A 12,986-nucleotide genomic window follows, 5' to 3' on the forward strand; every position below is an offset into this window, starting at 1 on the left:
CTGATATATATGTTATATGTAGTCATAATTTTTCTCTGGACCGCTATCCTGCTTTATCTTTTAATGGGCGGAGCTGATTTTGGCGCCGGGATCGTCGAACTTTTCACCTCGGAGAAAAACCTTAACAGGACAAGAAAAACCATGTACAGGGCAATTGGCCCAATTTGGGAAGCCAATCACATGTGGTTAATTATTGCTATCGTAATCTTATTTGTTGGGTTCCCCGATATTTATACTACAATGTCTGTACATCTGCATATTCCGCTTCTTATCATGCTGCTCGGAATTATCGCCAGAGGAACGGCATTTACATTCCGGCACTATGATGCAGTTGTTGACGATATGCAGCATATCTACAACCGCATATTCGTTTACTCAAGTTTTATCACCCCCTTATTTTTGGGAATAATAGCTGCCAGCGCTGTTTCGGGTCAGATTAACCCTAATGCAAGCACCTTTGAGGAAGCCTATATTGCCAGTTGGCTTAATTGGTTTTCTGTCGCTGTAGGATTTTTCACCGTTTCGATTTGTGGATTTCTTGCAGCGGTTTATATCATTGGCGAAACGGATAACGATCTGGATAAGCGCAGGTTCATGCAAAAAGCCCGTTTTATGAATATTGCTGCATTTGCTTGCGGAGCTTTAGTTTTCATCGCCGCACATTTTGAAGGAATTCCTTTGGTTGACTGGGTTTTCGGAGATATAGTAGGAATAACGGCCATTGCTGCAGCCACCATTTCTCTGGTTGTATTCTGGCGATTGCTGAACCAGGGAAAGACCCGCATCCTTCGTATCCTCGCCGGTTTTCAGGTGAGTATGATTTTATTAACCACCACCTACCGCCATTTCCCTAATATCGTCATACTAAAGAACGGCGACTACCTGTCATTGCTTGAGCATCGGGGGCACGATAAAACCATAGAAGCACTTGCCTGGGCGCTGCTGTTGGGAAGCTTATTCATACTTCCCGCCTTAGGTTATCTGATATATAGTTTCCAAAAGAAAGCGTCAGAAACTGTCATGCATTAACGTCATACGTATTTTATCAATATCGCTTTAATCTGAGGCAGATATGAGACGCCAAATAAATTAAGGTGAACCAGAAGCGGGTATAAATTCCATAAATCCAGGCGCTCTTTCCAACCCGGCTCCAGAGGAAAAACCTCATTATATGCTTCGTAAAACAGACTTTGGAAACCGCCGAACAGCATGGTCATTGCAATATCCGCTTCACGGTTTGAATAACACACGGCAGGGTCTATCAACGCCGGCTCCCCCTCGCTGCTAATCATGTAATTTCCGCCCCACAGATCTCCATGAATAAAAGCCGGTTTTTCGGCAGGCGAAAGACCATCAAGGCCTTGGTATAACGAATCGAAAAGAGATAAAATCTCTTTGCTCAACACCCCGCTTCTCTGTCCTAATTCTACTTGCGGTTTAAGTCGTTGATTAATAAAAAAATCGCTCCAGGAAACCGCCATTGTATTAGATTGTGGCAGAGAGCCCATGTAATTATCATATTCGAGTCCGAAATGATCACTCGTATGAGAATGCAAATTAGCGAGCGAACGGCCCAGCGATTCCTGAGATGAAGAAGTGTTCGGACCACTTTCTATCCATTCCAATACCAGAACCTGTTCCTCTTGAGTTTCAAAAACTTCAATAATCAGCGGAACCTTAGTTGTGTGTGTGTCGGCGATTGTTCGCAGCCCCTTTGCCTCCGCCCGCAGCATTCCCGGGTACTGCCTGGCAGAATTAACCTTTAGAAAGAAACGAGCCTCACCATACCCCATCTGGTAACACTTATTTATGCTCCCGCCATGAACGGGTCTAAGCAACTGTAACTCCTCCAGCCGACCGGTATATCTCTTTACCGCATCAGTTATCAAACCCCTTGATTGCTCCGTTAAAAACATCATTCAAAATTAAGCTTAGCCATCAAATATCCCTTCAAAAAACTATCTTTGCGCTTCAATGAAGCATATTCGGAATTTTTGCATTATAGCGCACATCGATCACGGAAAGAGCACATTAGCTGATCGGCTGCTTGAATACACCAATACTATCACTCAGCGTGAATCGCAGGCCCAGTTATTAGACGACATGGACCTTGAGCGCGAGCGCGGCATCACGATAAAAAGCCATGCTATCCAGATGAATTATCAACTGGACGGACAAGATTATGTTTTAAACCTGATTGACACGCCGGGACACGTAGATTTTTCATACGAAGTATCGCGTTCAATAGCAGCCTGCGAGGGTGCTTTACTGATTGTCGATGCAGCACAAGGCATTCAGGCTCAAACCATTTCGAATCTTTACCTTGCTCTTGAGCAGGATCTTGAAATCATCCCGATCTTAAATAAAATGGACCTTCCCGGAGCGATGCCGGAGGAAGTAAAAGACCAGATTGTTGAGCTCATTGGCTGTAAACGCGAAGAAATTATTCCTGCTTCAGGTAAGACCGGGATGGGGGTACATGATATCTTAAGGGCAATTATTGAGCGCGTTCATCCGCCTCAAGGCAATCCCGAGGCCGAATTGCAGGCTTTGATTTTCGACTCTGTATATAATTCTTTCCGCGGTATTGTTGCCTATTTCAAAGTGGTTCACGGAGAAATACGCAAAGGTGACAAAGTAAAGTTTGTGGCTACTGGCAAAGAATATATTGCCGACGAGGTGGGAACATTAAAGCTTCAGCAACAACCTAAAGATGTTATTAAAACCGGAGATGTCGGCTACATCATTTCAGGTATTAAAGAAGCGCGTGAAGTTAAAGTTGGAGATACCATCACTCATAAAGACCGCCCGGCCAAAGATGCCATCCAGGGTTTTGAAGAGGTAAAACCGATGGTTTTTGCTGGTATTTATCCTGTAGATACCGACGAATTTGAAGAGCTTCGCGAAAGCATGCATAAGCTACAGTTGAACGATGCATCAATCGTATTCGAGCCAGAATCATCGGCAGCTCTTGGTTTTGGGTTTCGCTGCGGATTCCTTGGAATGCTTCACATGGAAATCATCCAGGAGCGCCTGGAGCGTGAGTTCGATATGACGGTGATCACCACCGTACCCAACGTATCGTACAAAGCATTCACCACCCGGGGAGAAGAAATTTTGGTAAACAACCCTTCTGATTTACCCGATCCATCTAAAATAGATTTTGTTGAAGAGCCTTTTATCAAGGCCAATATCATCACGAAATCTGAGTTTGTAGGACCGGTAATGTCGCTTTGTATTCAGAAAAGAGGAATAATTGTCAATCAATCATACCTTACTTCAGACAGAGTAGAACTGGTATTCGAACTTCCTATGGGAGAAATAGTGTTCGATTTTTATGATCGTTTAAAAACTATCTCTAAAGGCTACGCTTCTTTTGATTATCATCAGATTGGCTATCGTAAATCAGATCTGGTGCGTTTGGATATCCGCTTAAACGCTGAACCTGTGGATGCGCTATCGTCGTTGATTCACCGTACAAACTCTTATGATTTCGGTAAGAGGATCTGCGAAAAACTAAGAGAACTCATCCCCCGTCAGCAGTTTGAGATCATTATTCAAGCTTCTATCGGGGCCAAGATCATTGCCCGCGAAACCGTAAAAGCTTTACGTAAAGACGTGACGGCAAAATGCTACGGTGGTGATATATCCCGGAAACGAAAGCTCCTAGAAAAACAGAAAAAAGGAAAGAAACGCATGCGCCAGGTTGGTAACGTAGAAATACCCCAGTCGGCGTTTATGGCGGTGTTGAAATTAGATTAACCCCCGCCCCCCTGAAGGGGGGTGCAGGGTATCATGAAATAAACATTAAACACTTAATTTCCCCCTTTAGGGGGCTTGGGGCATGGAATTACTAGACGGAAAATTCGTATCAGAAAAACTTAAAGAAGAGATCACCAGAGAAGCTGCTGCAGTTTTAGCGACTACAGGACGCAAACCGCACTTAGTTGCGATCCTGGTTGGCAACGATGGCGGAAGTGAAACTTACGTAGCTAGCAAAATGAAGAACTGCGAGAAAGTAGGCTTTAAATCATCTCTTTTCCGTTATGATGAATCGGTAAGCGAAGCAGAATTATTGGCTAAAATCGAAGAGATCAACAAAGATTCTGATGTGGATGGATTGATTGTTCAGCTTCCTCTTCCCAAGCATATCGATCCCGAAAAGGTTACCGAAACAATCGACTACAGAAAAGATGTGGACGGTTTTCATCCGGTAAACCTCGGAAGAATGATGCGTAACCTCCCCTGCTTTATTCCAGCTACTCCTTACGGGATCTTATTGATGCTGGAGGAATATAAAATAGAAACTTCGGGCAAGCATTGCGTAGTGGTAGGTAGAAGCAATATTGTTGGCAGCCCTATGAGTATTTTAATGGCTCGTAATGCATATCCGGGCAATTGCACCGTTACACTCACTCACAGCAGAACAAGAAATCTGGAAGAAACCGTGCGCTCTGCAGATATCATCGTAGCGGCCATCGGCAAAAAGAATTTCATTACAGCCGACATGGTGAAAGATGGCGCCGTTGTTATTGATGTTGGAATTAATCGAGAAACGTCAACCCTAACTAAATCTGGATACAAACTTTACGGTGACGTTGACTTTGAGAACGTGGCTCCAAAAGCTTCATGGATTACGCCGGTTCCGGGAGGTGTTGGTTTAATGACCATCATCGGCCTGTTGAAAAACACCCTGGCTTCTGCCAAAAAAGAAATTTATAGCTGAGCTAACTTTCTTCCCTTCGTTTGTTTTTTATCCTTGCTTATTTGATCCAGGATATAGAACATGGAAAGAGCATAATTGGCGCGCGAGCGGCGTAATAACTCGTCAGCTTCCGCTGATCGCCTAACCTTACCCAACACTTTGGTATTTTTATTCTGCCAGTTATAAAACGCACTTAAGGTTGAATAATTAACTGCAGCATAATCGCTGAACGAAGTGGATGAACCGATATTCATGGCGAAGTATTTTGCTTTATCAGCATCTGTGGCTTTCAATAAATTGTTGCCTACGCTAAAATAGGTCTGATTGGAAAGTGCAAGATTGAAGATTGTAGGAAATACATCTTTATGCGAAGCAAATACGGACGTGTCTAAAGCGGCTTGAGGTTTGTATTTCTCTGGAATGTACATATACAAAGGCACTCCGCGTTGCTGCAACTGATGCAACTCGTCAAAATCAAACAACATTAAATTGTTATGATCGCCGGTCATTACCACTATAGTATTCCTCCCTAAGTCCGAATTTTTGATCTTGTCCAGAAAAATTCCAAGGCTGTTGTTAGCATATTGATAGGCATTCAGATTTTTTACTGCCAATTCCTCCTTAACCAGCAACTTTTCTTTTAAACTATCAGCAATATTAATTTTATAGGGCTTGTAAGACAAGGGAAGCTCGAAAGGTGTATGGTTAGTAGTAGTTTGAACGAAGAAAAACTTGGGTTGCTCTTTCTCTGCCGATAATTGTTCGTAAACGTAATTAAAGAGATATTCATCATACACACCCCATTTGTTTGCCTCGCATTTTGCGAGTTCCGCCTGAATGTGTTTCATGCCTTTAATTCGATCGAAACGCTGTTTGGCTGCGAATTTATCCATCTCACGCCAATTAACCTTTCCTCCGGTAATAAAGTTAGTCTGGTAACCTGCATTCTTAAACGGGATTGCTACGGATGACGGAAACTGTGTGAAGCGATATTTTGACTGTGAGAGACTGATCGGCGAATTGACCATCAAATACTCCAAACTCTGAATGGTGGTATTGCCGCTCGATACGAAATTTCGGTAAAGCACATCTTCCTTGAAATGCTTCCTCAGGTTTCCCAACACATTCATTTGCTCAGAGTCAAAATCCATGTTGTGGTTGCTCATGCTCTCCATAAAAACAAACACCACGTTTGGTTTATTTTTCTCAAGCTGAGGATTATAAGGCGTTTTGTCAAACAATTTTTCAAAGGCCGTTTCGTCAGAAATGTGAGCAAGTGAATCAGCAACGAAGTAATCTCTTGCAGCTGAAGCAGGACTCTCATACCCGAGTGCTTTAAGATTCTTCAACTCGTTTTCTACAATATTTTCGCTTTGCTTACGCTCCCTGTACGAGTTCTTAAAAGCATATATCCCATTGATGGTTAAGAAGTTGATAAACTTATTATCCGACACATGAGAGTCTTCGATACGAAGTGGGTATGTTCCCAGAGATTCTCTGATGCCGAGAAAATATATACCCATAAGAATAATTACACTGGCAACTTTAAGATTTGAATTAACGTTAAAATTGAGATCCGGGCGGGCATTGATGCGTTTAAGATAGTATTTGAAAGCAAATATCAATCCCAACCAGGCCATAGCTATCCTGATGATCGGGTAATCTGTCCAAACCGAGCTCATCACCGTCTGTGAATCATCGTCGGCCAAACCAAAAATGATCACACTAATATGCGTCTGAAAATAGTTATAGTAATATTGGTCGATAAACAGAATCACAAGCGATAAGGCGAGCATGATTCCGGTATACCAAATAATAAAAGAAGTTGATTTGCGGGTATATTCTTTGCTGCTGATAAAAATGCCTGCAAGGTAAATGAGGAAAGGTATTAAGAGCAGGTAACAGATAATCATGGTATCGAACTGCATTCCTCTTAAAAATGCAAGTGAAATGTCGCCCGGCAGCTTTATGAGTTCCTTAAAATCGCCTAATCTGACTAAAAACCAGAGCCGGAACAATGTGAATACCGCCAGGTAGAAAACATAAATTTTAAACAGTCGATAAAAATTGTTGAAAAACCGATTAATTTGATAGTCCATGGTAATTTAACCTGCAAATTAACGCATTATTAATTAATTGTAAAACATTTAAATCAATTGCAGGTGTTATTTGTTAACTACGCCTTGTCAAGGACCAAAACACACTTCTTAATACCTTGAATACTAAAAACTTCCGACGCATGCCGGATGATTTTTAAACAATTTCAATATACTAATATTTTTAGCATTATATTTGCTCACCTAAATATTATGGTTGAATTAAGTATCTCGGACAGGCTGAAAGTATATACCAGGTATATCGGGCATAAAGTTATTTTAACAAGCAAAGAAGTGGGAGTTGACACTGTAGAAGGAGTTCTTATGGGAGTAAATTCGCATTCCATCCAAATTAGTATTGAAAAGCAGAACAGATGGATCCCCCTTTACGATAATTTTGAGCTCTATGACATTAAACTCGTGCTGAAACCACTCAAAATGCTCACCGAAACGATTAGAGAAACGGCTAACAGATTGCCTATTCAAAATTTCATTACTCAGTATTACGTTCAGCTTGGTTTTGATATGCCCATGTTTTTTTCACCAGAACATCCCGGAAACTGCCGATATATTACTGAACTGGGCATGGCAGTTTACAGTTCTGACGACAATTTCAAAGAAGATTTACCATCAAGAAACTTTCAACACCTGACAGTAGTAACATCTAACTAGTTAAAAACTTTAATTTTACTTAGGTGTTCCATTTGTGTTTGCTGATTAAACAGGATCACAGATAGCATATGTCTGAAGATATTTATAGTACTATAGTTGAACATTCTCCGCTCATTAATTTCGTTTACGACCCTGGCGCTGAACAGTTCACGTATTTCAATCGGTCCTTCAGACGTTTAATCGGTTGCGATGACGGACCTGTTTCCGGAGATGCTGTTTGGAGATTAATTCCGGCAGACGAACGAGACTACCTGAGGAAATTTTATTGGGAACTGTTACAAGGCGACCAAAAAGAAAACATCGAATTACGGATGTCAGTCAATAATGAAGAGCGTTGGCTCAGGCTGTCGGCCTCGCTGATGGCCCCGGGCTCAAAAAAACTGATTATCGGATATGCAGCAGACATCACCGCCGAGAACCACAACTTTAACACACTAAAAAAATTCGCAAATAAAAAAAACTCTGTACTTAATATCCTTTCGCACGACTTGCGAGGGCCCCTTGGAATTGCAAATACAATAACCCAGGTGATCGATAAGAAGATCGATGACCCGCATCTCCTGGAACTGACTCAAACCGTTTCAAAAATCATCAGGCAGTCTATAAGCTTAATAAAAGATCTTACATCGCGGGAATTTTTAGAAACTGCGGAAGTCGAATTAGTGAAAAGCCGGGTGAATATCGCATTAAAATTTAAGGAATATATAGAAGAGCTTCAGCGCTCTCAAAAGAATTCCAAAAGGACGTTTAAATTCTCAAGCTCTTCCGAAGCAGTGTTTATTAATATTGACGAGTCTAAATTCTTCCAGGTAGTGAACAACCTGGTAACCAATGCACTCAAATTCACACACGATGACGGTGGAATTATAGCAGTAGAGGTGACTGAAAGTATCGACTCTATTCTCTTTACCTTTTCGGATAATGGCATTGGGATACCGGAAAAATTTCTTCCTGTCCTGTTCGAGGAATTCTCTGGAGTTGGCAGAATAGGATTGAAAGGAGAACCCACGACAGGAACGGGTCTGTCTGTTGTGAAAACAATTTTGGGTTGGCATAATGGCTCTATCAGGGTTCAAAGCAAAGAGGGCGAGGGTACGACGTTTTATGTAGAAATACCTAAGGGATAATTGGGGGGCATGCGGCCGTCAATTTCGCATCGCTCCGTCGGGATGGGTAATCCAGATGCTTTAACACCGGATTTGTAATCCATTATATGAACTCTGCTTATCTCAAGACCAAAGCTCCACACCAATTCCCACGCTCCAAATTCAACTCTTCTTAAACATTCAATATTTCCCCCTGTTTAAACCGAAACATCTGCCCATGGAAAATAAGTTTAAAATAAGGGATATACCGAATCTGCTCAAGGAGACATATAAAGACTGGATGGACGATGAGCCCTTCGATTTAAGTGCTATCGTGGCTTATTATTCCATTTTTTCGCTGCCGGCGCTTCTTATTATCATAGTAACAGTTGCTGGGATCGCTTTTGGACGTGAGGAGGTTCAAAATCAATTATCAGGACAAATAGGAAGCATGATCGGCGCCGATACGGCTAAAGATGTTCAGGCCATGATTGTGAGCTCTCAACAACAAGACAATAAAGGAATTGCACTAATTATTGGTATTGCTACACTGCTGTTTGGTGCAACCGGAGTTTTTATGGCCCTGCAAAAATCGTTAAACAGGGTTTGGGAAGTAAAAGCCGACCCGAAAAAATCAGGAATAAAAACACTTGTCAAAGCCAGGGCTGTTTCCTTCGGAATTATCCTGGCTATTGGTTTTCTGTTGTTAATATCATTAACGTTAACTGCGGGACTCACCGCTTTAAGCGACTGGATAAAACTGCGTCTGCCTGACATCTTCCTCTACCTATTTTATGTAATTAATTTTCTAATTACTCTCGGTATTATCAGTCTTTTATTCGCTTTATTATTCAGATTTCTTCCAGACGTAAAAATAGAATGGCGCAGCGTTTGGACCGGTGCAATAATTACAGCATTGCTTTTTGTGCTTGGAAAGTATGCACTGGCTTTCTATTTTGGACAGGCTGAACCAGGTTCTACCTATGGTGCCGCGGGTTCAATTATCCTGATCTTGCTTTGGGTATCCTACTCGTGCTTAATTATGTTTTTCGGAGCAGAATTCACACAGGTATACGCTAAAAAATATGGTCACAGCATCGAGCCTAATGCAAACGCCATTCGCATTGACGATGATCACTTAGCCGAAGGCAATTTAAGAGAGAAAAAAGACCCAATATAAGATTATTCAACTTTTCGAACCTAAGGTGAATTTGCTGGCATCACAATTGCCTGCTAATAACAAAGCTTCTTTTTCAATTTCGAAAAGAGCCTGCATCAATCCATTTACTTCAATATAACATCGTTAAAGATTAGGCGCGTATGATGAAAATGTTATTTTTTCCCCTGTTTGTTTGTATTTCTTTGCTTTTTGGCTGTGAAAAGAATGCCGAGGCCGTCCCAGACCTTGAAGATGAAAAATTCGATGTATCTTTTTCAGTATCATACACATCCGAAAAAACGGACGCTGCGACCTCTGTAGCGGACACTCTCAAAAACTTTCACTATTTTATTTATAATTCTGAGGGTTACCGGATCCGCAGCAGCGCCGACAGACAGCTGATCCAGTCGCCTACCTTAGTTACTGTAAAGGAAAATCTTCCACCTGGAAAATATAAATATGTGTTTTTTGCTTCCGACAAGCCACTGGATACTCATATCGCAGACACACCCGGCGAAATTTCGAGTTTTATCTATGCCAGTACCTTCAATGTATATCATAAAACAGTTGAGGTAACGGTTGCAGAGGCAAAAATAAACCAGAACGTAAACTTAGATCGCTTAAACGCTTCGCTTGAAATTGATTTGCTGGATGAATTTATCCCGGATAATGTTGAGAATATCCAGGTTACCTGGTTTGACAATAAATATATAGATTTTGACGGCGTATCGTTTACACCTGCACGGAAGCAAAAAAACATAAGCCTGACAGCCGCAGCCAACATCCGCAAAACAGAGAAACTGTCTATTAACGTTTTCAACACATCCACTCCTCTCTCTATATATATAAGTTATGTAGATAAGAAAGGCAACTACGTTCCCGGGAGGGAGATAAGCAGTGTAAAGTGCTTTAAGAATGGAAAGACCACTCTTTCCGGATACTTGTTCGGTCCGGCGAATGCGGAATTTAATTCAGCAGTTGACCTGGGTAAAAATACACTATCGGCAGCCGCTTTATAAAAAGAGGCTCAACCTATGAGCTACAAAATGCACGGTTCGTGTTTAAGAGCACCGACCGTGCATTTTTTTCTAATTAGCCTCGGTATACTTTTTAAAATTGTCAAGGATGGCTTGCCAGCCACTTCGCTGCATTTCTTCCGAATTCTGATTTTCTGCGTCAAATGTTTCTACCACTTTCGTTTGATTTCCTTGCTGCTCAAATGTAACGCTTACATGCCTGCCATCGCCCATGGTGTATTCGATCAGTTTATTTTCTTCCACCACATCATAGATACCTCCAAAATCAAAACTAAAACTTCCATCTTTTGCAGCCATGGTAGTAGTAAACTTTCCCCCAACTTTTAAATCATTTTCTGCATACGGAGCGTGCCAGTCGTCGGAAGCATTGCACCAGTTGGTAATATGTTCGGCACCCGTCCATAACTTCCAAACTTTTGAAACCGGGGCATTAACTGTAGCTTCTACAGTAATTGTGTTTGTTTTAACTGTTTCCATCTTTTTAGATCTTGAGTTTATGTTGTTCCTTTGATACAAACATACCTGTGTTTGATGCGAAGCACCATGTCTGAGAACGACATTAAGCGGTAATTTTCCGACATTAAAACCATTTATGAACCTACCACGTATTTAACAACACATGCATAAGCTAAAACAACAGCAGTTTTTACCCATTAGTTTAGAAGAAGCCTGGAATTTTTTCTCAAATCCAAAAAATCTAAATAAAATAACACCTTCAAATCTGGTGTTTGAAATTACATCGGAGGTTCCTGAAACTATTTATGAAGGTTTAATGATCACTTACAAAATTAAGCCCATGCTTAACATCTCAACTAAGTGGTGTACGGAAATAACTCTGGTTAAAGAAAAAGAAGTATTTGTGGATGAACAGCGAAAAGGCCCATACGCCCTTTGGCGGCACGAGCATCGCTTTGAAGCATTGAACGAAGGGGTTTTAATGACAGATACCCTGGATTATCGTATTGGAAAATCCGTTTTCGGCTGGGTTGCAGGGAAATTATTTGTTCACAAAAAAGTTCGCGAAATTTTCAGTTATCGCCAAAAAGTACTCGAAGACCGGTTTAAGCGCTAGCTTCCGGGCATTAACTTTACCAGCTTACCGGGAGCTTCGGTAATTACATAAATGTACCCATCGGGACTTTGTGCTACATGCCTTATTCTGGCAAAATCTTCCATCAACTTCTCTTCGGAAGCAAACCTGGTTCCATCGAGGCTAACGCGATTCAGGAATCTGAAAGCCAGATTGGCAATAAGTAAATTCCCTTTCCAACCCGGATATTTGTCGCTGGTTACCAGGGCCATCCCGCAAGGTGCCGGAGATGGAACCCAATATTTAACAGGATTTTGCACACCCTCCATCTCCTGCTTGTCAGATATTTTAGTACCGTTGTAATTTATACCATAAGTCACCAGCGGCCATCCATAATTTTTCCCTTTTTCGATCAGATTAAGCTCGTCTCCTCCCCTCGGACCATGTTCGACTGCCCATAAACGGTTATTTTCCTTATCATAAGCCATTCCCTGAGGATTTCGGTGACCATAAGACCAGATAGAGGGCTTCGCATCAGCCTGGTTCACAAAAGGATTGTCTGTAGGAACCCTTCCGTCGTCAAACAGACGATGGATCTTACCGTAGTTAGTACTCAGATCCTGGACACGCTTGTTAGTCCCACGCTCTCCTGCTACTACATACATATAACCTTCGTTATCAAAAGAAATCCTGCTTCCATAGTGAATACCTGATGAAAGCGCAGGTCCCGCTACAAATAATTCCTGGTGCTGCACTAACTGATTGCCTTGCAATTTGGCCCGCATGACGGCCGTTGCCGCGCCAACTTCCAGGGGTTTAGAATAGGCAAAATAGATCCAGCCGGTTTCCCGATAATTGGGATGAAGCTGAATATCCATCAAGCCGCCCTGTCCGCGGGTTGATACCTTGGGCACTCCGGAAATCTTTTCGCCCGTAAACTTATCATCTTTAAAAACCAGGATCTCTCCACGTTTTTCTGTTATCAGCAGACGCCCGTCGGGCAGCCAGGTCATGCCCCAGGGATTTGTTAGGCCGGAATAAAGAGTAACCACTTTAACAGGTGCAGAGTTTTGCGTTGAATTTGTTTGCTCGTTAGTAGCCAATGTATCCGCAGTACCACTTGACGAAGGCGAATCTGCACTGCATGAAGACAATGATAGGACCGTAAACAGAATTACTGGGAACATACTCATATTGATGTT

At 41.9% G+C, this 12,986-nt stretch carries 12 protein-coding genes; 8 read left to right on the forward strand and 4 right to left on the reverse strand.

The genetic code is table 11. The features are described 5' to 3' along the window. The first annotated feature begins 9 nt into the window (after nucleotides 1-9). Nucleotides 10-1,029 (forward strand): cytochrome d ubiquinol oxidase subunit II, encoded by a 1,020-nt coding sequence (locus J3P43_RS07055; protein WP_255900715.1) that lies wholly within the window; start codon nucleotides 10-12, stop codon nucleotides 1,027-1,029. Nucleotides 1,030-1,031: 2 nt separating this feature from the next. Here J3P43_RS07055 and J3P43_RS07060 read toward each other — a convergent pair whose 3' ends face one another. Continuing rightward, a complete protein-coding gene (locus J3P43_RS07060) occupies nucleotides 1,032-1,919 on the reverse strand; it encodes a fructosamine kinase family protein (RefSeq protein WP_255900717.1) in 888 nt (295 codons plus the stop codon). A 55-nt stretch (nucleotides 1,920-1,974) separates the two neighbouring features. Between J3P43_RS07060 and lepA the strand changes: the two genes are divergently transcribed. Then, nucleotides 1,975-3,762, forward strand: coding sequence for a translation elongation factor 4 (gene lepA / locus J3P43_RS07065; protein WP_255900718.1), 1,788 nt, complete (start codon nucleotides 1,975-1,977; stop codon nucleotides 3,760-3,762). A gap of 82 nt (nucleotides 3,763-3,844) precedes the next feature. Further along, the gene (locus J3P43_RS07070; RefSeq protein ID WP_255900720.1) at nucleotides 3,845-4,726 is read left to right on the forward strand and encodes a bifunctional 5,10-methylenetetrahydrofolate dehydrogenase/5,10-methenyltetrahydrofolate cyclohydrolase; all 882 of its coding nucleotides are present in this window, start codon (nucleotides 3,845-3,847) and stop codon (nucleotides 4,724-4,726) included. On the opposite strand, the gene J3P43_RS07075 is transcribed toward J3P43_RS07070, so the two are convergent. Next, the gene (locus tag J3P43_RS07075; RefSeq protein WP_255900721.1) at nucleotides 4,717-6,804 is read right to left on the reverse strand and encodes an LTA synthase family protein; all 2,088 of its coding nucleotides are present in this window, start codon (nucleotides 6,802-6,804) and stop codon (nucleotides 4,717-4,719) included. The genes J3P43_RS07070 and J3P43_RS07075 overlap by 10 nt on opposite strands. A 210-nt stretch (nucleotides 6,805-7,014) precedes the next feature. Here J3P43_RS07075 and J3P43_RS07080 point away from each other — a divergent pair, with 210 nt between their 5' ends. The 4 genes from J3P43_RS07080 (at nucleotide 7,015) to J3P43_RS07095 (ending at nucleotide 10,736) form a co-directional block, all read left to right on the forward strand. Continuing rightward, nucleotides 7,015-7,473, forward strand: coding sequence for a hypothetical protein (locus tag J3P43_RS07080; protein ID WP_255900722.1), 459 nt, complete (start codon nucleotides 7,015-7,017; stop codon nucleotides 7,471-7,473). Nucleotides 7,474-7,541: 68 nt separating this feature from the next. Beyond that, entirely contained in the window at nucleotides 7,542-8,600 is a 1,059-nt protein-coding gene (locus J3P43_RS07085) for a PAS domain-containing sensor histidine kinase (protein ID WP_255900724.1), read from the forward strand. Between the two features lie 196 nt (nucleotides 8,601-8,796). Then, entirely contained in the window at nucleotides 8,797-9,738 is a 942-nt protein-coding gene (locus tag J3P43_RS07090; protein WP_255900725.1) for a YihY/virulence factor BrkB family protein, read from the forward strand. 140 nt (nucleotides 9,739-9,878) lie between these two features. Then, nucleotides 9,879-10,736 carry a FimB/Mfa2 family fimbrial subunit gene (locus tag J3P43_RS07095; RefSeq protein WP_255900726.1) on the forward strand — a complete coding sequence of 286 codons (858 nt, stop codon included), beginning with the start codon at nucleotides 9,879-9,881 and terminating at the stop codon, nucleotides 10,734-10,736. A gap of 69 nt (nucleotides 10,737-10,805) precedes the next feature. On the opposite strand, the gene J3P43_RS07100 is transcribed toward J3P43_RS07095, so the two are convergent. After that, complete coding sequence (locus tag J3P43_RS07100) at nucleotides 10,806-11,231, reverse strand: SRPBCC family protein (RefSeq protein WP_255900728.1); 426 nt, start codon at nucleotides 11,229-11,231, stop codon at nucleotides 10,806-10,808. Between the two features lie 142 nt (nucleotides 11,232-11,373). Between J3P43_RS07100 and J3P43_RS07105 the strand changes: the two genes are divergently transcribed. Then, on the forward strand, nucleotides 11,374-11,826 hold the full coding sequence (locus J3P43_RS07105; protein WP_255900729.1) for an SRPBCC family protein: 453 nt from the start codon (nucleotides 11,374-11,376) through the stop codon (nucleotides 11,824-11,826). On the opposite strand, the gene J3P43_RS07110 is transcribed toward J3P43_RS07105, so the two are convergent. Next, the gene (locus tag J3P43_RS07110) at nucleotides 11,823-12,977 is read right to left on the reverse strand and encodes a PQQ-dependent sugar dehydrogenase (protein WP_255900730.1); all 1,155 of its coding nucleotides are present in this window, start codon (nucleotides 12,975-12,977) and stop codon (nucleotides 11,823-11,825) included. The two genes, J3P43_RS07105 and J3P43_RS07110, sit on opposite strands and share 4 nt — an antisense overlap. Nucleotides 12,978-12,986: the final 9 nt, after the last annotated feature.

This window comes from Paradesertivirga mongoliensis (genome assembly GCF_024436395.1).
Classification (GTDB): domain Bacteria; phylum Bacteroidota; class Bacteroidia; order Sphingobacteriales; family Sphingobacteriaceae; genus Paradesertivirga; species Paradesertivirga mongoliensis.

Coding starts and splice junctions, on each gene's coding strand:
- J3P43_RS07055 (WP_255900715.1), top strand. CDS start 10: ATGTTATATGTAGTCATAATTTTTCTCTGGACCGCTATCCTGCTTTAT.
- J3P43_RS07060 (WP_255900717.1), bottom strand. CDS start 1,919: ATGATGTTTTTAACGGAGCAATCAAGGGGTTTGATAACTGATGCGGTA.
- lepA (WP_255900718.1), top strand. CDS start 1,975: ATGAAGCATATTCGGAATTTTTGCATTATAGCGCACATCGATCACGGA.
- J3P43_RS07070 (WP_255900720.1), top strand. CDS start 3,845: ATGGAATTACTAGACGGAAAATTCGTATCAGAAAAACTTAAAGAAGAG.
- J3P43_RS07075 (WP_255900721.1), bottom strand. CDS start 6,804: ATGGACTATCAAATTAATCGGTTTTTCAACAATTTTTATCGACTGTTT.
- J3P43_RS07080 (WP_255900722.1), top strand. CDS start 7,015: ATGGTTGAATTAAGTATCTCGGACAGGCTGAAAGTATATACCAGGTAT.
- J3P43_RS07085 (WP_255900724.1), top strand. CDS start 7,542: ATGTCTGAAGATATTTATAGTACTATAGTTGAACATTCTCCGCTCATT.
- J3P43_RS07090 (WP_255900725.1), top strand. CDS start 8,797: ATGGAAAATAAGTTTAAAATAAGGGATATACCGAATCTGCTCAAGGAG.
- J3P43_RS07095 (WP_255900726.1), top strand. CDS start 9,879: ATGATGAAAATGTTATTTTTTCCCCTGTTTGTTTGTATTTCTTTGCTT.
- J3P43_RS07100 (WP_255900728.1), bottom strand. CDS start 11,231: ATGGAAACAGTTAAAACAAACACAATTACTGTAGAAGCTACAGTTAAT.
- J3P43_RS07105 (WP_255900729.1), top strand. CDS start 11,374: ATGCATAAGCTAAAACAACAGCAGTTTTTACCCATTAGTTTAGAAGAA.
- J3P43_RS07110 (WP_255900730.1), bottom strand. CDS start 12,977: ATGAGTATGTTCCCAGTAATTCTGTTTACGGTCCTATCATTGTCTTCA.